Here is a 22572-nt window from a genome sequence, read left to right on the forward strand (position 1 = left end):
CTGTTCCTCGCGCTGGGCGGAGGCTGGGAGCCGGATCAGGAGAAACCGGCGGCTGGGCAAGGCGCGCAGCCGGTGGGGCAGGCTGGCCACTCCGACTGAACAACAGGCGGATCCGGTACTTGCCGTATCCGACTTCATAACCGCAACCTCGCAGCGGCGCTGAATACGCGCCGCTGCCCCCAGACTTTTTTTACTTCGCGTCGTGCGCCGCTTCGCGATAACGCGCCGCCGGTTGCGATTGCGCGAAGTTCGGCACCATTGCGCGGCGCGCTTCGTCAAACACATTCCATTGCTGCACATCGGGCAGCGGCGGAATCGTCACCGTCTCGCGGCGATCGAAGCCCACCAGCGCCGCGTCCACCAGATCGTCCACTTCCATCACGCCTTCGATCGTGTCGACGTCCTTACCGACGCTCGACCAGATTTCCGTGCGCGTGGCCGCAGGCAGCACCGCCTGAACATAAACGCCCTTCGGGCCCAGTTCCAGATGCAGGCCTTGCGAAAGGAACAACGCAAATGCCTTGGTCGCGCCATACACGCTCATGCCGAATTCAGGCGCAAGTCCCACCACCGAAGCGATATTCACAATCGCGCCCTTGCCTTCGCGCACGAAACGCGGCGCCACCGCCGATGCCAGACGCGCGAGCGCCGTGGTGTTCAGATCAATCACGCGCGTCACTTCATCGACATCCTGATCGAGAAAGCCACCCGCCGACGCAACACCTGCGTTGTTCACCAGCACGCCAATACGAGAATCTTCAGCAACGCGCTTTTCCACCTGCAAAAGATCGGCGCGCTGCGAAAGGTCGGCACGCAGGATTTCCACGTTGACGCCGTCGCGCTTACGCAGACGCTCCGCGAGCGCTTCCAGGCGTTCGAGATTGCGCGCGACCAGCACGAGGTCATGACCGCGTTTGGCGAAGCGATCGGCATACACAGCGCCGATGCCAGAGGAAGCACCGGTAATGAGCACTGCGGGTTGTTGAGCAGACATGGTGAAACTCCTTCGAGTGTCGGTTTTACATGACGATCATCATGTATCTGGAGGAATAATGATGGTCGTCATGTATAATGTCAAGCAGGAAAATGAGGTACGGAGGACGTGATGCGAGTCAGTCGGGAGCAGGTGGCGATCAATCGCCAGAAAATTCTGGAGGCCGCGAGCCGGCTTTTCCGGGAGCGCGGCTACGACGCCGTGACGGTCGCGGACGTGATGAGCGCCGCCGGGCTCACGCACGGCGGTTTTTATGGCTATTTCAAGTCGAAGGACGAATTGATCGCGCAGACGCTCGAGCATGTGTTCGATCAAGGCGAGGCTGGCGAAGCCGACCTGGTGCGTTATGCAGCGCGCTATCTGTCGGGCGAACATCGCGACAATCTCGCGGGCGGCTGCCCTACTGCGGCGCTCGGCGCCGAAACCGTGCGGCAAACGCCTGAAGCACGCGCCGCGATGGCGGCGGGCTTGAAGAAGCAGATCGAGCGATTGAGCGCGCGCGGTTCGAATGACGCGGCGCAGGCGCGGCGCGCGGCCATTGGCGGCTGGTCGGCAATGGTGGGCGCGGTGATTCTCGCGCGCCTGGTCGACGATCCGGTGCTTTCTGACGAGGTGCTGAGCGAAACCCTCGCCTGGATCGAACATCAGGATGCCGATCTATCGACATCGCACTGAAGTCCGCCGATAAAGCAACGCGGCCCGGATGTTTCCATCCGGGCCGCGTGTCATATAGCGCTACAGCAGCGAACCCTTAGCGGTTCATATAGACGGGCGGCGAGTAGTTGCTCGCGGCGCCGCTTTGCGAAGTGCCGTCCATTGCGGGGCCATAACCGCTGTTGTTACGTGCATCGAGACGCGCCTTGGCGGCGCGATAATCCTCGGGATAATACGGCGAGGCCACATTCGGGCGCCAGCCTACCGATTCGAGCGCCTTTAGCTCGTTACGCACCTGTTCACGCGTAACGGGACCGTTATCGGCCTGAGATTGAGCGAAAGAAACGGCCGGTGCTGCGAGTACCGCGGCCAGCGCAACTGCCTTGATCAGCGACTTCATGACTACACCTCCGATAACTTGACTTGTTCGGTGCAGCGCAGGCTGCGAACCGGTGAGTTAAGTCTAGAAAGATCGGAGCGCCAGATAAATGCCGACGCGGCGAATTCACTGTTTTCGCGGAACGTATAATCGCGCGCCTTATCACCCCCACTTATAAGCTCAAACCCAACAGGAATAAGCGCTTAAAAAAGTCGCGCAAACGCGATCCATACATGCGCTAAATGGGTCATGATAGCCGCTCGACCCTATCGAAGAGGAGGCAAAGATGGCGACATGGAAGCCGGATCCGAGCTTTTATCCCTCTGCGCGGCTGGCGGCCGGAGCGAAAGCGGAAACGCTCGCGTGGGTGGCGAGTTTTGACCCTACTGGCAGCGTGCCCGATTCGCTCGACGTAGTCGATCTCGATCCCACCTCGCCCGAATACGGGCGCATCGTCCATCGCCTCGCCATGCCAAACACCGGCGACGAACTCCATCATTTCGGCTGGAACGCGTGCAGTTCGTGCCTCTGCCCGAACGCGCCGCACGCACACACGGAACGCCGCTATCTGATCGTGCCTGGGCTGCGTTCTTCGCGTATTCATATAGTCGATACGAAGCCCGATCCGCGCCGCCCTTCCATCGTGCGCGTGCATGAACCGGAAGACGTCGCACGGCGCGCGGGCTATTCGCGCCCTCACACGGTACACTGCGGCCCCGATGGCATTTATGTGACCGCGCTCGCCAATGGCGAGGGCGAAGCACCCGGCGGCATCTTTTTGATGGATCACGAAAGCTTCGATATTCTCGGCCAATGGGAAATCGATCGTGGTCCGCAACAACTGGCCTACGACGGCTGGTGGCACCTCGGTTATGACACGCTCGTGACGAGCGAATGGGGCCTGCCCGCGGCGTTCGAAAACGGCCTCGTGCCCGAAGTGCTGCTCGGCGGCCAGTACGGCCACCGATTGCACTTCTGGGATCTGCATACGCGCAAGCATAAACAGGTGCTCGATTTCGGCGCGGAAAACCAGCTCGTCTTCGAACTGCGTCCCGCTCACGATCCCACCAAACCTTATGGTTTCGTCAACTCCGTCATCAGTCTCAAGGATCTTTCGGCCTCGATCTGGCAGTGGTATCTGGACGGCGACCAGTGGGCGGCGCGCAAGATCATCGAAATTCCCGCCGAACCGGCCGACCCGGAAACGCTGCCGCCCATGCTCAAGGGCTTTTCGGCCGTGCCGCCGCTCGTCACCGATATTGCGCTTTCACTCGACGACCGCTTTCTCTACGTGGCGTGCTGGGGAACCGGCGACCTGCGCCAATACGATGTTTCGGACCCCGAACATCCTAAATTGACGGGCAAGGTACGCGTGGGCGGCATCGTGTCGAACGCGACGCATCCAGGGGCACAAGGCCGTGCGCTCAACGGTGGCCCGCAAATGGTGGAAGTGAGCCGCGACGGCCGCCGCGTCTATTTCACGAACTCGCTGTACGGTGCGATCGACGCGCAGTTCTATCCGCAAGGAATCGACGGCTGGATGGTCAAGCTCGATGCCGGTCCTGATGGCGGCCTCGATTTCGATGAACGCTTCTTCGTCGAATGGCCAAAAACGCATCGGCCCCACCAGATCCGGCTGGAGGGCGGCGATTGTTCGTCTGATTCGTACTGCTATCCTTAACGCTGCCCGGCATGGAAAACCTGGCGGGCAGTCTGAACGCACACTGGGCCGCGTGGAGCGCCGTGGTCGCCAGCGGCGTCTTCCACGGCGTCAATCCTGCGATGGGCTGGCTCTTCGCGACCGCGCTCGGCTTACAGCGCGGTAGCCGCTCGGCATTGTTGCTGGCGCTGCCGCCCATCGCGCTCGGTCATGCGGCGTCCGTGTTGCTGTTTACGGGTTCGATCGCCATGCTGGGTGCGTGGATGCCCCCGCTCGCGCACAGCGGCCTGCATTGGGTGCTGGGTGCCTTGCTGATCGGCTGGGCCGCCTGGCAGCATGCTTATGGGCATCGGCATCGCGTGCGGGTGGGCATGACCGCGGGGTTTCTGGGCCTCGCGGCGTGGTCGGCGTTGATGGCGACGCTGCATGGTGCGGGTCTTATGCTGATGCCCGCGCTACTTCCCGTCTGCGGCAGTGGCATGACTGCGGGCGGCCCGCTCGCGGTATCAGCGGCTTTTACGGTGCTGCATACGGCCGTTACACTCGCGACAACCGCCGCCATTGCGCTGCTCGCCTATGAATACCTGGGCTTGGGCATCCTGCGGCGCGGCTGGATCAATTTCGAATGGCTGTGGCAAGGCGCGCTCGTCGCCACGGGCGCGATCATGATCGCCGCAGGTTGAATCAACCACGTTGCAATCGCTAGCCGGTTGTACACCGGCATGTCGCCACATTCATCAAGCGATCGTCGAACGCTCGAAACCGAACAGCCGTCGTGCCGTGTCCCATTGAATCTGACGCCGCACGACCGGGTCGCGCACAATCGACGCGAACAGCGTCAGCAGCGGACCATAATCGAGCCGCTCGGGCGCGCGCAGAAACGGCCAGTCGGAACCCCACACGCAGCGCTCGGCCCCGAAGGTGCGCAACAGCGCGTGGGCATAAGGCCACGTGTCTTCATAGGGATGCGGGCCGCTCGAATACTTTTGCCAGCCCGACAGCTTCACATAAGTCCTGCCGCTGTCGGCCAGCCGCAACAGCGCGTCGAAGCCAGCCTGACTGATTCCGCTTTCGCTTTGCGGGCGCCCACAGTGATCGACGACGATCGTGGTGGGCTGGCGCGCAAGCCACTCGCCCAGCGCACTCATCTGCTCGCCCTCCACCTGGACCTGGGCGATCATGCCGAGGTCGGCCAGCAAGGCGAAGAGCGGGCCCGCACGCGTCACGAGGTCTAGGCCTTCCATGGCCGGGTTGAACGCCACGCCCACCACGCCCGCGCGGCGCAGCGCGACAAGCTCGCCGCGATCGATGTTGCTGTCGACCACGGCAATGCCGCGAAAGCGCCCTTCCCACCTTTCGAGCGTGTCGATCAGGCAGCGGTTGTCGGTCCTGTAGCCGCTCGTCGGGCCAACGAGCAACGCGTGGCGCACGCCATAGGTGTCCATGACGCGCACAAACTGCGTCGGCGTGCCCAGTTCCTGTTGCGCGGGCCGATAAGCGGTGTCCTCGCGATACGGAAAGCGAACGGGGTCGAATACGTGGCAGTGACAATCGATCTTGTCGTCGTCGAATACGGACATACGGGTTTCCTGTTTTAGACCTTTGCCGCAACGCTTGCGCTATCCACCACGCGTCGCGCGCTGCGCCAGGCGAGCTTCATACGTGCATCGGCGGACAGAGACGGCATCGGCATTTCAACGCTCAGCGCGACATTGCGCGGCGCCGCGTGAAGCAGCGCTTCGAGCGGCAATGCGCCATCACCCGGCGCAAGCCGCGCGATGCGAGCCTCGCGGATCGCGTCGTCGTCGCAGACGGGCAGCGCGCGCGGCGCGTCGCAAAGCTGCATGAGGCCAATCTGCGCCGACGGCATGGCGGCAACGTCATCAGGCGTGCCGCCCGAGCGCGACAAATGCAGCGCATCGATCACCAGCGCCAGATTGGGTTGTGCGGCGCGCTCGATGGCTGCACGAGCGTGCGCGAGTGTACCAACATGCCGCCAGCGCATAAACTCCAGATCGATTCGCAATCCGAATGACTTTGCGATACCGGCGAGCGCAGCAAGATTTGCTGCGAGGCGATTTTCGTCGGGATCATCGCCAGAGACACTCACGCTGGACGCACCAAGCGAAGCCGCCGCTTCGAACAGCGACTCGAAGGAGCGCGGATCGAACTCAGGCACGATCGGGATGAATTCAACGTCGAACAGCGCAACCCCAACGCCCGCCAGCGTATCGCGCAGTTCTCGCTGCGCAGCGCTGCCTGCCACAATCGGGTAAGCGATGCCACCGGGCGTGGCCGGATGCAGCCGCAGCCCGACACCGTCAAAACCCGCCTTCGCCGCGAGACGCACGCACTCTACGGGCGGCGCCTCCAGTGCGGTTAAATGCGCGACGGCAAGCGGCCGTGTTGCATTGCCAGACGGCTTCAATATGTCGCCCTCCCACCCGTGAGGTCGAAGGTGAAGCCGGTGGTGAAACTGCAGCCGGGGCTCACCACCCAGCTCACCATCCGGCCAACCTCTTCGATCTGCAGAAAACGCCCCATCGGGATCTTTGCCTTGCTCGCGGTGATGTGCTCATCCGACATCTCACGGAACAGTTCCGTCTCGACCATCGCAGGCGCGATGCAGTTAATCAGCACGTTGTCGTGAGCGAGTTCCTTGGCGGCAGCTTTCGTAAAGGCGATCACACCGGCCTTCGCCGCCGAGTAAGCCGAAATGAACTGCACGCCTTCCTTGCCGGCAATCGAGGCGACGTTGAGAATGCGGCCACCACCGCGCTCGCGCATGTGCGGAACCGCTACGCGGCACGTATAGAACACGCTGTTCAGATCGACGGCCAGCACGCGCTGCCACGCATCAACAGGATATTCCCAGCTTGGCGCCACCGGTCCGTTGATCCCCGCGTTATTCACGAGGATATCGACATGGCCCAGCGCGGCAACCGTACCTTCAAATGCGCGTGCTACCGATTCAAACGACGAAACATCTACGGACTCCAGATGATCTGGCGTGAAGCCCAGCCGCTTCGCATCGCAGCCGCCGATATCGAGATCCCAGATGACGACGCGAGCGCCGTCCGCTTTCAACTGGCGTGCGATACCGAGCCCGATGCCGCGCGCGGCGCCCGTGACAATCGCAATCTGGCCGTCGAGAGTGTGACTCATGGCAAACATTTCCTTTTCAATTCAGGTGCTGGAAGAACCGGTGTTCGGGAAGACGATCCGCTTGATGTCGCCCACCACGAACAGGTAGGAGAGCGCGCCCATCAGCGTGACCGCCGAAATAAAGGCAAGCGCGTAGACGAAGGAGCCCGTCGCGTTGACGATCAGCCCGATCACGAGCGGCGTGACGATGCCAGCTGCGTTCGCGAACAGATTGAAAATGCCGCCGCTCAAGCCCAGCAGGCCCTTCGGAGCGATATCGGAGACGATGCCCCAGGCCAGCGCGGACATGCCTTGTGCGAAGTACGCCACGCACAGGATCGCGATCACCGCCGCGGTCGAATCGACGTAGTTGGCAAAGACAATGGTCGCCGCGCACAACAGGCCGGAGATCACGGGCAGCTTGCGCGCCCAGTTCAGCGAGACGCCACGACGCAGCATCGCATCGGAAATCCAGCCACCCGAGAGCGTGCCCACCGAAGCCGCAATAAAGGGCAGCACGGCGACGATGCCCACTTTCAACCACGGCATGTGGCGCTCGGTGACGAGATAGGTGGGGAACCACGTCAGGAAAAACACGTTGGTCGAATTGCAGGCGAACTGGCCGATACAGATACCCAGCATGCTGCGGCAGCGCAGCAGCGCGCCGACGTCGGCCCAGCGAAAGCGCGTGACCTCACGGCTGCCGTCGACGACGCCGCCACCGCGTGCGATATGGTCGAGTTCGGCGCGATTGGCGCGCGTGGACTGATGCGGCTCGCGAAAGCGCATCAGCCACACTGCGCCAAAGGCGACGCCCACCGCGCCGACCATGCCGAACAGCACGCGCCAGCCGTAGCGTTGATCGAGCCAGAAAAGCAGCGGGCTGAGAAACGCCAGCCCCACGTATTCCGCAAACGTGTAGACGCCCGTGGCGCGCGCGCGTTCGCCCTGCGGAAACCACACCGCCACGACGCGACTATTGGTTGGAAAACACGGTGCTTCAGCGGCGCCGATCAACAGGCGCATGACGAGCAGCGAGACAAACCCGGTGGCGAGTCCTTGCAGGCCCGTGAAGAAAGACCACAGCGTCAGCGCAAAAAAGTAGGTCCAGCGCGTGCCGATCCGATCGAGCAACAGGCCGCCGGGAATCTGCGAAGCGGTATAGGTCCAGGAAAACGCCGAGAAAATCACGCCCATGAGCGCGGGCGTCAGGTTCAGATCGTGGCTCATTCCTGGAGCGGCGATGCCCGCGACGCTGCGGTCGAGATAGTTGATCATCGTGCCGACCGCGAGCAGCGCAAGGATGCCGAAGCGCGCTCGCGTGCGCGTGGCAGCAGCGCTCGCCTGGCCGGACTGAGCGGCTTGAGCCGCAAGCACCCTGGGTGTCTGGACTGGGTTCATCTCGTCTCCATCGTTGATCTTGTGACGCGCCGCCGGGTCTCGTGCCCTGTTGCGGCTGACGCGCTGCTCGATGGAAATACTAGGGAGTTGCCGTCCGGCTGTCGTATGCCGAGTTTCCGCTATCCTATAACTTTTGGTTAATGGCTCAATGTGCGCGACGACGCGCCACGAGGAAACGATGCGGTTCAAGCTTCGCCAGATGGAAGTGTTCCGGGCGGTCATGCTCACGGGTTCGATCAATGCGGCCGCGAAGATGCTCTACGTGTCGCAACCGGCTATCAGCAAGCTCGTCTCGCACACCGAAACCACGCTGGGCCTGCGTCTTTTCGAGCGTGTGAAAGGCCGCTTGATCCCCACGGCGGAAGCCCAGGCGCTCTTTCGGGAAGTGGAGCAGGTCTACCAGTCGGCGCTACGCGTGGACGAGTTCGCGCGCGCCCTCGCGCTCGGCCCGGCCAGCCTGTTGCGAATCTCGTGCAGCCCGTCGCTTGCGACGACGATCGTGGCGCCCGCTATCGTCGAGCTCAAACGCCGGCTGCCCGGGCTGCGGGTCGACTGGCACACGACGCTCATGGCCGAGATGCCGCTGGAGGTGTTGAGCAAAACCGTCGATGTCGCCGTGACGTCCATGCCGATCGAGCACGAGCATCTGGAAGTCGTCCCCTTCATGCGCGGGCGCATGGTCTGCGCCCTGCCGCCCAATCACCCGCTCGCGGCACAGGAGCGCATTGCACTGGCCGACCTGCAGGCACAGCCGATGATTCTGTTCCGCCGTGACATTCCCTTTGGGACGGTGATCGTGCACGCCTGCCAGCAAGCCGATGTCGATCTCACATCGGTTGTCGACGTAACCCGCGCCGATCAGGCGCTGGCGCTCGTACGCGGGGGCCTTGGGCTGGCCATCGTCGACGAGTTCGCTGCGCAGGAGCGCCGACTGTGTCGTCCGCCCGCTGGTCGAGAGCCTGGAAATGACATCGACTTTCGTTTATTCGAAATTTTCGCCGCCATCGGGCAGCGCCAGGCTGCTGATGGAGGCGATCTACCGGCGTGCCGAACAACTGGGGCGGCACATCGGCGGCCCTCCGCGCGAGGCAGCATAGGACTGCGCAGGCCGACATTCCACTGCCCGCGGGAAATCGACAAGAACACGCATCCGGCAGAAGGTTTTGAACGTAAGTGCAGGTATTCGCACTGTCATTCTGGCAGGGCATAAACCGGAGCACGCGATGAAAACACCGCTGACGACCCTTGCCATTCTCGCGGCTATCGCCGGTGGCGTACTGCCGCAGGCCGGATACGCCGGCAATGCACACAGCGCAGCAACAGCAGGTATGACGTATCACGGCGACCCGATTTCCGGACCGACAAGCCCGCTGCCCCAACCGCAACAAATGCAGCCAGCGGCAAGAAGTCAACCAGTTGGTACGGCAGCCACGCCATCGATGATGCAAGCGACGCCGGCCGGCAACAGCCAGTAAATAGCTGTCGACGCTGACCCACGGCGGCAATCATTTGCCGTGAGCCAGCGAATCGAGCGCCGTCCTCAAATAGGGGGCGGTCCTGCTCTGCGTCGAACGAGCTACCGTTTCCGGCACGCCGCTCGCGACGATACGGCCGCCCTGGTTTCCCGCGCCGGGACCGATATCGATCATCCAGTCGCTTTGCGCGGCCACCCGCATATCGTGCTCGACGAGTATCACGGTATTGCCCGAGTCCACCAGCGCATGCAACTGCACCATCAATCGATCGGCGTCGGCGGGGTGCAAACCGGTGGTGGGCTCGTCGAGGATATAGAGCGTGTCGCCGCGCTGCGCGCGCTGCAGTTCGGTAGCCAGCTTGATGCGCTGCGCCTCTCCACCCGACAACTCCGTTGCCGGCTGGCCTAGCCGAAGATAACCCAAGCCGATCGCGCGCAGCACCTCGAGCGAGCGCATGACCTGCGCCTCGCCCGCGAAGAACTCGCATGCCGTGTCCACCGTCATCGCCAGCACTTCGGCGATATTGCGCTCGCGCCAGCGTATTTCGAGCGTCTGCGGGTTGTAGCGATTGCCGTGGCAGGTCGAACACGGCGCGTAGACGCTCGGCAAAAAGAGCAGTTCAACCATCACGAAGCCCTCGCCTTCACACGTCGGGCAACGTCCCTGCGCGACATTGAAGGAGAAGCGGCCCGCGCTGTAGCGACGCTTGCGCGCGGCTGGGGTGTCCGCAAACAGCTTGCGGACATGGTCGAAGAGCCCACAGTACGTCGCGAGATTGGAGCGCGGCGTGCGGCCAATGGGCTTCTGATCGACGCTGACAAGCCGGCGGATCCGCTCCATGCCCGCGACGATGCGCCCGTCAGTCGCCGCTTGTGGCGCGGCGAGCAGCGCTTCGGTTTCCTCGTCCTGCGAGGCTTCGACCGCGTGGCCGAGCCGCTGCGCGACCAGATCGGGCAGCGCCTGGCTGACCAGACTCGATTTGCCCGACCCCGATATGCCGGTGACGACGCTCAGGCAACCTAGCGGGAAGGCCACATCCAGATCGCGCAGATTGTTGCGGCTCACGCCTTCGACGCGCAGCCACTCACGCGGCTCGCGGCGCAGTGCGGGGACGCCATCGCGCTCATTGCAGGCGAACAGATAGCGGCGCGTATGCGAAGCTGCAACGTCAGCGAGACCGGCGGGCGGCCCGCTATAGATCACATGACCGCCCGCCTCGCCCGCTTCAGGACCGACATCGACGAGCCAGTCCGCACGCTGCATCAACGCGAGGTCATGCTCGACCACGAACAGCGAATTGCCCGCCGCCTTGAGGCGCTTTAGCGCTTCGAAGAGCGCGTCGCCATCGGCGGGATGCAGGCCGGCTGACGGCTCGTCGAGCACGTAGACGACGCCGAAGAGTTGCGACGAAAGTTGCGTCGCCAGCCGCAGCCGCTGAAGCTCGCCCGCAGACAGCGTTGGCGTTGCGCGGTCCAGCGCCAGATAGCCCAGACCCAGATCCATCAAGGTCTTCAAACGATCCAGCAATTCGATCGCCAGCCGCTGCGCGGCAACACGCTTTTCGTCGGAGAGATTGGGGGTGCGGCGCACGTCGGGCGCGGCCCGATGCGCCGAGCCGCCCGCCGCGACACGTCGCGCGGTGGCGTCGAGCCGCTTTTTCCGGTCGAGCGTCGCGCCGCTGACCGACGCAAGGTCAGACGGCCATTCCCCTCGCGACACGGGTTCGAGCAAGGCGGCGAGCCTCTCGATGGGCAGTTGGGAAAGCTCGCCAATATCCAGACCTGCGAACTTCACCGAAAGCGCTTCTGGCTTCAGACGTTTGCCATGACATGCCGGGCATTCGCTGCTGATCATGTATTGCGACACGCGCTTTTTCATCAACGCGCTCTGCGTATTGGCGAAGGTGTGCAGCACGTAACGACGCGCGCCGGAGAATGTCCCCTGATAGCTGGGCTCGGCCTTGCGTTTGAGCGCAGCACGCGTTTCCTGCGGCGTAAAGCCTGCGTAGACGGGAACGGTGGGCTGTTCCTCGGTGAAAAGGATCCAGTCTCGATCCTTCTTGGGCAAATCGCGCCACGGCGTATCGACGTCATAGCCCAGCGTGACCAGGATATCGCGCAGGTTCTGCCCATGCCAGGCGGGCGGCCAGGCCGCGATAGCACGCTCGCGGATGGTGAGCGAATCGTCGGGGACCATCGAGCGTTCGGTCGCGTCGTAGACACGCCCGAGTCCATGACAAGTCGGGCATGCACCCTGCACCGTGTTGGGCGAGAAGTCTTCCGCGTAAAGCATCGGTTGTTTCGGCGGATAACTGCCCGTGCGCGAGTACATCATTCTCACGACGCTCGAAAGCGTCGTCACGCTGCCGACCGAGGAGCGTGCGCCAGGCGTGCCGCGTTGCTGTTGCAGTGCGACTGCGGGCGGCAAGCCTTCGATTGCATCCACGTCCGGTACGCCGGCCTGTTCGATCAGACGCCGGGCGTAAGGCGCCACGGATTCGAAATAGCGCCGCTGCGCTTCCGCGTAAAGCGTGCCGAATGCGAGCGACGATTTGCCCGAGCCCGAAATCCCGGTGAAAACCACCAGCGCATCTCTTGGAATATCGACTTCGACGTTCTTGAGATTGTGTTCGCGTGCGCCGCGAACACGCACGAAACAGGATCTGTCGTTCGAATTCTGCGGTGTTTTCTTCATGGCAGCAGAGATTTATCGCTTGAGCGGCATAGCACGACGGTTGACGGTGCGAGTTGCCGGCAATTCCCAGGTGCGAAATTTGCGGGACCGGCCGCACCCTTCATACCCAACCAGGATTTGATGATGCATTGGATCGACCCAGCCTGTTTATCCGAACGACGCGGCCGCGTGTCGCAATTCCTGATCAACTCGCACGGCGATATCGACGGCATGATTCTCGATGGTCGCCTTCAGGTGCATGTGCCGCCCCATCTTGGCCGCACGATCGGACGATACATCAAGCCGGGCGAGCGCATCAGCGTTCGTGGCCTCAAACCCCGGCACGCCGACGTTGTCGCAGCGGTGCTCGTGACCACCAGCAGCGGACGGCCCATCCTCGACGAAGGACCGGATCATGCCGCTCCTGAACGCGTGCAGCCAACCGCCAGACCGGTAGAAACCGACGGTCAGATTCAACAGGCGCTTTACGGTCCGCGGGGCGAACTGCGGGGTGCGCTGCTCAAGGACGGCACCTCCATTCGCATGCCACCGCACGCAGCCGAGGCGCTTGCCGATTATCTTCAGCCCGAAATTCATGTGCGAGCCTGGGGCCACGCAATCAAGACGCGATACGGCATGACCATCGAAGTGAGCGATCTCGCCATGCTGATCGACGCTCCCGCGTCGTAGCCGCGGGAGTCACTGCCGCGATAGGGCCAGCGGCCCTATCGATCGTCCCGCTCAATTCTTCTGCGCCTTCTCAGCGCTGGAATGCCGTTTGCGCTTCTGATGAACATCCCCGTTCGCATGAACGCCTGGAAGTCCGCAAAGGACCGCTGCTGATGGGGCGAAAGTCCGTTCTACCACCCGCATTCGCTATGAGAGGTCGATCATGCGCGCAGAGTATAAAGGCTGGGTTATCGACCCGACACCCGATGAGTACTTAGGCAAGTACTTCGCCCGCGCCCGGATAACGTGCGGCCAGGCGGGGTCGGCTAACGAGCCGGAGATGCATATCGAACGCGATATTGCGTGGTTTGAATTCGAGGATCAGGCGATCGAATGCGGCTGCCGTTGGGCATTCCGCTGGATCGACAGTCGGGTTGGCGGGCCCGACTTTGTCCACAACGATTCGTCGATCCTTCCTGACATAAGCCGATCTTGAATATCAATCTTTTAAGCAGGCAATAACTCTGATCGTTTAACGAAAAATCAGATAAATAATGACTAGAACAAACAACGGAACACCCAGTAGCCAACCAATTAAATAAGGCATTATCGTCTCCAGAAATTGTCGAAGAACCGCTTCGCTGATACACCGTATTCGCATCAGACGTGCCCGGTTAGCATGATGACCCGTCGCTTACGCCCTTAATTTTCATGTTGCAGGGCAGCGACCGGAAGCCTATAACCATCCATGTGGATGTTCAGGGGATGGAGAGTGAAGAAGGTCGCAGCGACTGCCGTGGCCCGTCCCAAAGGCGGTGAATCGGAAAAAATCACGATCAATCTTGGCCCCGTCGATCTGGGGCAAATCGATCTGCTGGTCGAAGAAGGCTTTTATTCGAACCGTACGGATCTCATACGCACCGCAATTCGTAACCAGCTTGCGATACACGCTGCGGCCATGAGTCAGACGATCGAACGCCGCGCACTCGTACTCGGCATCCAGCATTTTTCCCGCGACGATCTGGAGGCGCTGCGCGTGGCGCACGAGCGCCTGAACATTCAGGTATTGGGGCTGGCCAGCATCGCCGACGATGTGTCCGTCGAACTCGCGCTCGCGACAATCGAGAGTGTCGTTGTGCTGGGTAGCTTCCACGCTTCTATCGCCGTCAAGGCGGCGCTCGCCGACAGGATCCGCTAGCCCAGCGAATTCTGGCACTCACCGGACAGGTCATGAAACTGAATGAAGGTTTTCTGGATTCAATGCGTGAAGCGATGATGCTATTGCGTACGCGCGGTCCCGCCGAGGCAACGGAAATCATCCAGCGCGCTTTACGCCGCGAGCCGTCGCGCGAGGCGCCCTATGCCGAAAGAACCCAGGCGCGCGGCGAAGTGCTTACGCCCCCTGCATCCACACGATCGCCCCCCGTAGCCCGGCGCCAGAAAAATCCCGATGTGGAAGATCGCTGCCATTTCGACACGCTCAGCTATTCGAATGCAGCGGGACAGCGTCAATATCGACTATTCGTGCCGACAACCCCTGTGGACGAACCCAAGCCGCTGATTGTCATGTTGCACGGTTGTACCCAGAATGCCGACGATTTCGCAGCCGGAACGCAGATGAATACGCTTGCCGCGGCGCACGGATTACTTGTCGCTTATCCAATTCAGCCGCAGCAGGCCAATCCGTCAAAGTGCTGGAACTGGTTCAAGCCCGCAGACCAGCAGCGCGACAGCGGAGAGCCGTCAATAATTGCGGGTATTACGCGCGATATCATCGCGACACATGCCGTCGATCCAGCGAGGGTGTATATCGCAGGCCTTTCTGCTGGAGGTGCGATGGCGGCGGTGATGATTGATCAGTACCCCGATTTATATGCGGCGGCCGGCATCCATTCTGGTTTACCGGCAAAGTGTGCGCACGATCTTCCCTCCGCACTGGCGGCCATGAAAGGCGGTGTCGGTGCGCGCAGGTCCAATGCAGCGTTGCCAGCTCGGCCCGTGATTGTATTTCATGGGGATGCGGATGCGACTGTCGATGTGGCGAACGCCGCACGGCTTGTCCATGGATTTAAAGTAACCGCCAAACGCGATGGCGAAACGCCAGACCCCGGACACAGAAAACGTGGCAGTACGGTGACGTACCTGGTTTCCAGCGCCGGCGTGGAAGCGGAATTGTGGACCGTGCATGGCGCGCCCCATGCCTGGGCGGGCGGCGACACCCGCGGAAGTTTTACGGACCCCGCCGGACCTAACGCGAGTGCCGAAATGCTTCGCTTTTTTCTCGATCATCCAAAGCGATAAACAAGCGTCGGCAACGAGGGGTTAGAGCACAACGGCACAGTGAATGCTCCCCTGCATGACTCCCTGCCGTTTGTGCGGCGCGCTTTGGTCGGTCAGTCGATTACTTCAATCTGCACGCCGCAGCAGCAAAAGGCAGATTGAGAGCCGGGTTTTGCGAAGTGAGCGGGCTGGCCTGACACGCGTGCGCGTGCCGGGTCAGTTGTCTGCGGCGTGCACGCGGCCTCAAGCGCCAATCGCGCAGCCCATGTACCATACGGCGCTCGCGCCTCAAGCAATCAAAAGAACGCTGGGCACACCGCTTTCAATCGTATCTGCCGGAGAAATAGACCCGATGTCCACCGTCACCTCGCCCGAGACGTCCGCCGCCGCTCAACGTGCCCTCGAAACGCGCTATGGCACGCCCTGGAGCGCGCCACTACCCGCCTGGAACGAGACGCTCGACTCGCTGCTCTCGCACCGCTCGGTGCGCAATTACGCGGACAAACCGCTTCCCGCCGGCACGCTCGAAACGCTGATCGCCGCTGCGCAATCGGCTTCGACTTCGTCGAATCTGCAAACGTGGAGCGTGGTGGCGATCGAGGATCCGCAGCGAAAGGAGCGACTGGCGACGCTCGCCGGCAATCAGTCGCAGATCCGCGAGGCGCCGCTCTTCCTCGTCTGGCTCGCCGACCTCAATCGCCTTGAAGCCGCGGCCGGGCGCACCGGTGCAAGCGCCGAAGGTCTGCACTATATGGAAACGCTGTTCGTTGGCGTGATCGACGCGGCACTCGCGGCGCAGAATGCCGTGGTGGCGCTAGAGTCGCTCGGCATGAGCGGGGTGTATATCGGCGCGATCCGCAATCAGCCCGAGCAGGTGGCCGCCGAACTGGGCCTGCCGCCGCGCGTGCTGCCCGTGTTCGGCCTGTGCGTGGGTTACGCGGACGAATCGCGCCCCGCGCAGATCAAGCCGCGCCTGCCGCAGCCGGTCGTGCTCCATCGCGAGCAATACGACGCGCCCTCGCAGGAAGAAGGCATCGCCCAATATGACGAAGTGATCGGCGGCTTCCAGACCGCGCAAGGCCAGAGCGCGGCGGGCTGGACCTCGCGTTCGCTCGCGCGCTGGCGCAGCCGCGAGTCGCTGCATGGCCGCGATCGTCTGCGCGACGCGCTCAACGCCCTCGGTTTCGAGCTGCGTTAAAGCACGCCAACGAGCGAATCCGTTGCGTTCACAACGACATTGAGCAAGGAAGGATGCAGATGAAAGTTGCCGTCATGGGCGCCGGCGCGGTGGGTTGCTACTACGGTGGCATGCTCGCGCGCGCAGGCCACGATGTGGTGTTGATCGGGCGCAGCCAGCACGTCGAAGCGATCGAACGTGATGGCCTGCGGCTCGAAACGCAGAGCTTCGACGAACGCATCGGCGCGCCTCATCTGCGCGCGAGCGCCGATGCCAGCGCCGTCGCAGGCGCCCAGCTCGTGCTGTTCTGCGTGAAGTCGACCGACACGGTGAGCGCGGGCAAGTCCATCGCGCCTCATCTGCTGGACGACGCGCTCGTGCTGACGCTGCAGAACGGCGTGGATAACGCCGAGCGGCTGCGCACGGCGATCACCCAGGATGTCGCCGCAGCGGTGGTCTATGTGGCGAGCGAAATGGCCGGTCCTGGTCATGTGCGCCACAACGGCCGCGGCGAGCTGGTGATCGAACCATCACGCAGTGGTGAGAACAGCAGCGAAACCGTTGCGCGCGCACTCATCGCCGCGGGCGTGCCCACGGAAGTCTCGGCCAATGTGCGCGGCGCGCTGTGGGCCAAACTGGTGCTGAACTGCGCGTACAACGCGCTTTCGGCGATTGCGCAGTTGCCGTACGGGCGGCTCGTGCAGGGCGTGGGCGTGCGCGACGCGATGCGCGATGTGGTGGCCGAATGCAAGGCCGTCGCCCAGGCCGACGGCGTGACGCTGCCGCCCGATGTGGACGTGGCCGTGCGCCGTATCGCCGAGACCATGCAGGAGCAGTACTCGTCGACGGCGCAGGATCTCGCGCGCGGCAAGCGCAGCGAGATCGATCATCTCAACGGTTTTGTCGTGCAACGCGGCGAGGCGCTGGGGATCGCGACGCCCGCCAATCGTCTGCTGCATACGATCGTGAAGCTCGTCGAAGACAAGGCGCACGGGGCGATTTAAGCGCCATCCGGTGCGATCGCAACCGCTCAGCCGCCGGCCGCCTCGCGCTCGAACACCAGCAGCGTCGAGGTGGCCGACGCGTAGAGCTTGCCGGCCGCGTCCTTGATCGTCGCTTCGGTGAAGGCCGCGCGGCGGCCGATGGTCAGCACGCGGCCCTCGGCGTACACGGGGCCGGTGCTGGCCGTCATCGCGCGGTGATAGGCCACCTTCAATTCCAGCGTGGTATAGGCCTGGTTGGCGCCCAGGCGCGAATGCGCCGCGCAACCGCAGGCGGAATCGAGCAGCGTGGCCGCATAGCCGCCGTGCACGGTGCCGATCGGGTTATACGCGTGCACGCCGGGCACGCCTTCGAACACGACGCGCCCCTCCTCCACTTCCAGGAGCCTGAAGCCCAGCGTCTCGCCGATGGGCGCGACGCGGCCATTCGCGAGCATCTGCTGTAGTTGTTCGAGGCCAGTCAGGCCGGCGGGAAGTTCGGCAACGAGGTTCATGGGTAAGCGTCTCCATCGGTTAAGCGAGCTGCGTCCGGCAATCCCCGGCGCAGCGCATGGCGACATCCTACCTTGTTGCGAACGATCGTGCTTAAATGCCTTTCGGCGAATTTCCTCAGACGTATTCAGTACGTTTCGAGGTGCAACCGCCCTTCGCGCCTGAGCCGCTCCCACAACGCCGTCCAGTCGAGGCCATGCGATCCGGCGATGGCTTCGAGCGCCTCCAGCACGCCGTCCTCCATGCCACGCAGGCCGCAAACATAGACGTGCGTGTTGGCATCGTCGAGAAGCCGCGCGACATCGTCGGCGCGCTCGCGCATGGCATCCTGCACGTAGCGCTTCGGCTGGCCTGGTGTGCGCGAAAACGCCAGATTCGTATCGATAAACTCCCTCGGAAGATTCGTCAGCGGTCCGAAGTAAGGCAACTCCTCGCGCGTGCGCGCGCCGAAGAACAGCATGAGCCTGCCGGTCTCCTTGCGCCGACGCCGGTACTCCGTCATCGCGCGCATCGGCGCGGAACCCGTGCCCGTGCAGATCATCAGCAGGTGCGAATCCGGATGATTCGGCATCAGAAAGGTGTTGCCGAACGGACCGATCACCGTCACCACATCGCCTTTTTTCAGGTCGCAGAGATAGTTCGAGCACACGCCGTCGCCGTTTTCGTGCTTCACGCGCTTTACGGTCAGCGAGACGTTGTTGTAGCCGGGCCGCTCGCCGTCGCGCGGGCTGGCAATCGAGTATTGGCGCGCGTGATGCGCGCGGCCATCGGCGTTCATGCCGGGCGGTAGAATGCCAATCGACTGGCCTTCGAGCACCGGAAACGGCAGCGCGCCGAAATCCAGCACGATATGGCGGATATCGCTTTGCGCGGCGGCGTCGGTGAGCCGGTAATTGCCGACCACGGTGGCCATGGCCGGTGCCTTGTGCGTATAGAGCTGCACATAAGGCCGCGCCGCCGACCAGGGCGCGATGGTCGAGCCGCGCACGGTATCGGAGGCAACCGTCGGCGCATCGCTCTGTATCGCGGCCTCAGCAGGGGCATTCATATCCGCATCCTGCGCGGGCAACTCATCCCAGCCGAACTGAACGTCTACGCTATACGCTTCGCTCCTGAGCACATGGCGCCAGTTGTCGATCGCACCGGTCGGGCACGGCGGCACGCAGGCCATGCAGCCGTTGCAGACCTCCGCTTTCACGACGTAGTTGACGCCGTCGTGCGTGATCGCATCGATGGGGCAAGTCTCTTCGCACGTATTGCAGCGAATACAGATCTCAGGATCGATCAGATGTTGCCTGATTGTGTCCATCTCCACGCGTGTATCCATGGCCGCGCACGCCTCAATCGAAACGCACGTAGTCGAAATCGACGGGCTGGCGATTGATGCCCATCGCGGGCGGCGCGATCCAGTTGGCGAACTTGCCCGGCTCCGCCACGCGGCCCATCAGCGAAGCCACGTAAGCGCGATCTGCGGCGCCCGGCAGCCAGTTTGCCTCGTGTGCGGCCCATTGTGCTTCGTCGATCACGCGGCCGTCCGGCGCAACGCGCACGCCCGCGAAGGTGCCAATGCGGCGGTTGAATGCCTTGTGCGGCACGCTCAGGCGGAAATCGATCCCGGCCTTCTCCAGCACCTTGTTCCAGCGGTTCACGCCCGCCACTGAATCCTTGATGTAATCGTCGCGCAGCACCTCGTTCATGGCATTGAGCATCGGCACGTCGCGCTCGACCAGCCGACCGTCCTGCACGTCGAGCAGGCGATAGGTCTGGCCTTCGAGCTGATGATCGTCGTCGCGCTTCGTTTCCTCATAACGGCCTTTGAGGCCCGCGCTATAGAACGTGGCCGCATTCGACGAATGATCGGCGCCAAACAGATCGATCGTCACCGAATAGTGGAAATTCAGGTAGCGCTGGATCGTTTCGAGGTCGATTACACCGGCCTCGCGCAGGCGCTTCGCATCGTTCGTGTCCAGTTCGTTCATCACTTGCGCCGTGCGCTGCACCACGCGCGAGACGCCCGATTCACCCACGAACATATGGTGGGCTTCTTCAGTCAGCATGAACTTCGTGGTGCGCGCAAGTGGATCGAAGCCCGATTCCGCCAACGCCGATAACTGGAATTTGCCGTCACGATCCGTGAAATAGGTGAACATGAAGAACGCCAGCCAATCGGGCGTCTTTTCGTTGAACGCCCCCAGGATACGCGGATTGTCGTCGTCACCTGATCTGCGCTCCAGCAATGCTTCGGCTTCCTCACGACCATCGCGGCCAAAATGGCGATGCAGCAGATAGACCATCGCCCATAGATGCCGCCCCTCCTCCACATTGACCTGAAAGAGATTGCGCAAGTCGTACAGGGACGGCGCGGTCAGTCCCAGATGCCGTTGCTGCTCGACCGATGCGGGTTCGGTGTCGCCCTGGGTAACGATGATACGGCGCAGATTCGCGCGGTGCTCGCCGGGCACGTCCTGCCACGCGGCTTCGCCCTTGTGCGCGCCAAAGTGGATCTTGCGATCCGCGTCTCCAGGCGCAAGGAAAATGCCCCAGCGATAGTCCGGCATCTTGACGTGATCGAAATGCGCCCAGCCGCCCGCATCCACGCTTACCGCCGTGCGCAGATAGACATCGAAACCGTTCGAGCCTTCCGGTCCCATGTCGCCCCACCACGAAAGAAAATTGGGTTGCCATTGTTCGAGCGCGCGCTGCAAAGTGCGATCCTCGGCGAGGTTCACATTGTTCGGAATCTTGTCGCTGTAATTGATCGAGGCATTTAGCGTGGACATGTCGGTTCCTGGCGGTGATGGCGAAGTCAGACGCGGGCGGGGTCGAATTGCGCCTTGCTGCCCTTACCGTAGACCTTGAGCGCGCCTTTTTCGCCCACGGCGTTGGGGCGATTGAAGATCCAGTTCTGCCATGCGGAGAGTCGCCCGAAAATGCGCGTCTCCATCGTCTCCGGGCCGTTAAAGCGCAGATTCGCTTCCAGGCCCGTGAGCGCGTCAGGCGACATCGCGGCGCGCTCTTCCAGCGCAATGCGGATTTCGTCGGCCCAGTCGATGTCGTCGGGCGCGGCAGTCACGAGTCCGAGCGCTTCAGCTTCAAGAGGCTTCACCGCACGGCCGATCTGTGCGCGAGCGGCGTCCAGCGGCGCGGCTTCATCATAAAAACGGCGCGCGAGACGCGACTGCTGCGTCACCATCGGATAGAGCGTGAAATTTGCTTCGGATAGCGTAATAACGGGCTCTTCGTCTTCGTTTGACGGCAGCGCGGCCATATAGCTTCGATCGGCGGCGAACGCCAGTTCAGCCAGCGTTCCGGCGAAGCAGGAACCTGGTTCGATCAGCGCAAACAGCGAGCGCGACGACACGTCGATGCGCGCCAACGTGCGCCGCAGCATGCCGATGGTCTCGCGCACGAACCAGTGATCGCGATGCGCCAGCAAGGCCGCATCGGCCGCCAGCACCGCGCGCGCGTCGCCAACGGTCTTGAGGATCCAGGTGCCAATTTCCAGCTCGTTGGTGCGCATCGAAAGAATCGCATCGTCGAGCTCTCGCGCCATGCGCAGCGGCCACCACATGGCCCCAGCCGCAACCATCGCATCGATGTTGTCGATCCGTGTCGATGCGGCCAGATCCGGCGCTTTGACCGTGAACGTGGCGGTGCGTTTCGCGCGATCGATCGTCACGTCCACACATGCGTAGCTCAAGCCGTGGTCGTGCTCGACTCGCTCGATGCGCGTGAGCGCGATGCCCGCCACACCCGCGGGACGGTCGCTCTGCGCCGCCAGCGCCAGCGCGCGCGCCTGCACGGTCTCAGCGAAGCGATTGGGCTTGACTACGTCGTCCACCAGCCGCCACGCCTTCGCGCGTTCGCCGCGTATGCCTTCGGCCACGGTGCAAAAGATATCGGCACGGTCATGGCGCACGTGGCGCTTGTCGGTAAGACGCGTGAGGCCGCCGGTGCCGGGCAACACGCCGAGCAGCGGCACTTCCGGCAAGGCGACCGTCGAAGAGCGGTCGTCCACCAGCAGGATTTCGTCACACGCGAGCGCGAGTTCATAGCCGCCGCCCGCGCACGCGCCGTTGACGGCCGCGACAAATTTCAGGCCCGAATGGCGCGATGAATCCTCGATGCCATTGCGCGTTTCGTTGGTGAACTTGCAGAAGTTGACCTTCCAGGCATGCGAAGACAACCCCAGCATGAAGATGTTGGCGCCCGAGCAGAACACGCGTTCCTTGAGGCTCGTAACGACCACGCTACGCACTGCTGGATACTCGAAGCGAATGCGCTGCAGCGCGTCGTAAAGCTCGATATCGACGCCCAGATCATAGGAATTGAGCTTGAGTTTATAGCCCTCGCGTATGCCACCGTCTTCCGCGATATTCAGCCCGAGCGTGGCGACCACACCATCGACGCTCAGCGTCCAGTGTCGATATTGCGAGGGATCGGTGCGGTAATCGACCCGCTGGGAGCGGGCCGTATCCTGAAGCGAGTCGGACTGACAAGCGGAAGGCGGGGCAGTAGCAGCGTCTGCGGCGGCCATGGGCGTCTCCGGTATCGGGAACATCGCGGGAATGTG

22 protein-coding genes are annotated in these 22572 nt (G+C 62.7%); 11 read left to right on the top strand and 11 right to left on the bottom strand.

Translation table 11 applies throughout. The annotated features are described in order from the left end of the window. Positions 1 to 190: 190 nt before the first annotated feature. A complete protein-coding gene (locus tag VG320_RS00655; protein WP_327198257.1) occupies positions 191 to 994 on the bottom strand; it encodes an SDR family oxidoreductase in 804 nt (267 codons plus the stop codon). Between the two features lie 111 nt (positions 995 to 1105). Here VG320_RS00655 and VG320_RS00660 point away from each other — a divergent pair, with 111 nt between their 5' ends. Beyond that, positions 1106 to 1669, top strand: coding sequence for a TetR/AcrR family transcriptional regulator (locus VG320_RS00660; protein WP_327198258.1), 564 nt, complete (start codon positions 1106 to 1108; stop codon positions 1667 to 1669). Between the two features lie 76 nt (positions 1670 to 1745). Here the strand turns inward: VG320_RS00660 and VG320_RS00665 are convergent, their stop codons facing one another. Next, a complete protein-coding gene (locus VG320_RS00665) occupies positions 1746 to 2048 on the bottom strand; it encodes a DUF4148 domain-containing protein (protein ID WP_327198259.1) in 303 nt (100 codons plus the stop codon). A 265-nt stretch (positions 2049 to 2313) separates the two neighbouring features. On the opposite strand from VG320_RS00665, the gene VG320_RS00670 reads away from it, so the two are divergent. Together VG320_RS00670 and VG320_RS00675 are read left to right on the top strand one after the other, a co-directional pair. Further along, complete coding sequence (locus VG320_RS00670) at positions 2314 to 3708, top strand: selenium-binding family protein (RefSeq protein WP_327198260.1); 1395 nt, start codon at positions 2314 to 2316, stop codon at positions 3706 to 3708. 11 nt (positions 3709 to 3719) lie between these two features. Next, a complete protein-coding gene (locus VG320_RS00675; protein ID WP_327198261.1) occupies positions 3720 to 4370 on the top strand; it encodes a hypothetical protein in 651 nt (216 codons plus the stop codon). 54 nt (positions 4371 to 4424) lie between these two features. Here VG320_RS00675 and VG320_RS00680 read toward each other — a convergent pair whose 3' ends face one another. From VG320_RS00680 to VG320_RS00695, 4 genes are read right to left on the bottom strand one after another with little or no spacing between them, the layout of a single operon-like run. Continuing rightward, a complete protein-coding gene (locus VG320_RS00680; RefSeq protein ID WP_327198262.1) occupies positions 4425 to 5267 on the bottom strand; it encodes an amidohydrolase family protein in 843 nt (280 codons plus the stop codon). Positions 5268 to 5281: 14 nt separating this feature from the next. Further along, positions 5282 to 6115 (bottom strand): sugar phosphate isomerase/epimerase, encoded by an 834-nt coding sequence (locus VG320_RS00685; protein WP_327198263.1) that lies wholly within the window; start codon positions 6113 to 6115, stop codon positions 5282 to 5284. After that, complete coding sequence (locus VG320_RS00690) at positions 6112 to 6852, bottom strand: SDR family NAD(P)-dependent oxidoreductase (RefSeq protein WP_327198264.1); 741 nt, start codon at positions 6850 to 6852, stop codon at positions 6112 to 6114. The genes VG320_RS00685 and VG320_RS00690 overlap by 4 nt, the downstream gene beginning before the upstream one ends. A gap of 21 nt (positions 6853 to 6873) precedes the next feature. Beyond that, complete coding sequence (locus VG320_RS00695; RefSeq protein ID WP_327198265.1) at positions 6874 to 8232, bottom strand: MFS transporter; 1359 nt, start codon at positions 8230 to 8232, stop codon at positions 6874 to 6876. A gap of 178 nt (positions 8233 to 8410) precedes the next feature. Between VG320_RS00695 and VG320_RS00700 the strand changes: the two genes are divergently transcribed. Then, entirely contained in the window at positions 8411 to 9442 is a 1032-nt protein-coding gene (locus VG320_RS00700) for a LysR family transcriptional regulator (RefSeq protein WP_327198266.1), read from the top strand. Positions 9443 to 9455: 13 nt separating this feature from the next. Further along, entirely contained in the window at positions 9456 to 9707 is a 252-nt protein-coding gene (locus VG320_RS00705; RefSeq protein ID WP_327198267.1) for a hypothetical protein, read from the top strand. Between the two features lie 30 nt (positions 9708 to 9737). Here the strand turns inward: VG320_RS00705 and VG320_RS00710 are convergent, their stop codons facing one another. Beyond that, the gene (locus VG320_RS00710; protein WP_327198268.1) at positions 9738 to 12401 is read right to left on the bottom strand and encodes an excinuclease ABC subunit UvrA; all 2664 of its coding nucleotides are present in this window, start codon (positions 12399 to 12401) and stop codon (positions 9738 to 9740) included. Between the two features lie 123 nt (positions 12402 to 12524). Between VG320_RS00710 and VG320_RS00715 the strand changes: the two genes are divergently transcribed. The 6 genes from VG320_RS00715 (at position 12525) to VG320_RS00740 (ending at position 17510) form a co-directional block, all read left to right on the top strand. Then, positions 12525 to 13070 carry a hypothetical protein gene (locus tag VG320_RS00715; protein WP_327198269.1) on the top strand — a complete coding sequence of 182 codons (546 nt, stop codon included), beginning with the start codon at positions 12525 to 12527 and terminating at the stop codon, positions 13068 to 13070. 202 nt (positions 13071 to 13272) lie between these two features. After that, a complete protein-coding gene (locus VG320_RS00720) occupies positions 13273 to 13545 on the top strand; it encodes a hypothetical protein (RefSeq protein WP_327198270.1) in 273 nt (90 codons plus the stop codon). Between the two features lie 276 nt (positions 13546 to 13821). After that, the gene (locus tag VG320_RS00725) at positions 13822 to 14247 is read left to right on the top strand and encodes a CopG family transcriptional regulator (RefSeq protein WP_327198271.1); all 426 of its coding nucleotides are present in this window, start codon (positions 13822 to 13824) and stop codon (positions 14245 to 14247) included. A 32-nt stretch (positions 14248 to 14279) separates the two neighbouring features. After that, a complete protein-coding gene (locus VG320_RS00730; protein ID WP_327198272.1) occupies positions 14280 to 15350 on the top strand; it encodes a PHB depolymerase family esterase in 1071 nt (356 codons plus the stop codon). Positions 15351 to 15681: 331 nt separating this feature from the next. Then, positions 15682 to 16527 carry an NADPH-dependent oxidoreductase gene (locus tag VG320_RS00735; RefSeq protein WP_327198273.1) on the top strand — a complete coding sequence of 282 codons (846 nt, stop codon included), beginning with the start codon at positions 15682 to 15684 and terminating at the stop codon, positions 16525 to 16527. Between the two features lie 59 nt (positions 16528 to 16586). After that, the gene (locus VG320_RS00740; RefSeq protein ID WP_327198274.1) at positions 16587 to 17510 is read left to right on the top strand and encodes a 2-dehydropantoate 2-reductase; all 924 of its coding nucleotides are present in this window, start codon (positions 16587 to 16589) and stop codon (positions 17508 to 17510) included. Positions 17511 to 17536: 26 nt separating this feature from the next. On the opposite strand, the gene VG320_RS00745 is transcribed toward VG320_RS00740, so the two are convergent. The 4 genes from VG320_RS00745 to boxC form a co-directional block, all read right to left on the bottom strand. After that, complete coding sequence (locus VG320_RS00745; RefSeq protein WP_327198275.1) at positions 17537 to 18001, bottom strand: PaaI family thioesterase; 465 nt, start codon at positions 17999 to 18001, stop codon at positions 17537 to 17539. A gap of 125 nt (positions 18002 to 18126) precedes the next feature. Continuing rightward, complete coding sequence (gene boxA / locus VG320_RS00750) at positions 18127 to 19326, bottom strand: benzoyl-CoA 2,3-epoxidase subunit BoxA (RefSeq protein ID WP_327198276.1); 1200 nt, start codon at positions 19324 to 19326, stop codon at positions 18127 to 18129. Positions 19327 to 19339: 13 nt separating this feature from the next. Continuing rightward, positions 19340 to 20779, bottom strand: coding sequence for a benzoyl-CoA 2,3-epoxidase subunit BoxB (gene boxB / locus VG320_RS00755; RefSeq protein ID WP_327198277.1), 1440 nt, complete (start codon positions 20777 to 20779; stop codon positions 19340 to 19342). Positions 20780 to 20805: 26 nt separating this feature from the next. Then, complete coding sequence (gene boxC / locus VG320_RS00760) at positions 20806 to 22536, bottom strand: 2,3-epoxybenzoyl-CoA dihydrolase (protein WP_327198278.1); 1731 nt, start codon at positions 22534 to 22536, stop codon at positions 20806 to 20808. Positions 22537 to 22572 lie beyond the last annotated feature (36 nt).

This window comes from Paraburkholderia sp. (assembly GCF_035948235.1).
GTDB lineage: Bacteria > Pseudomonadota > Gammaproteobacteria > Burkholderiales > Burkholderiaceae > Paraburkholderia.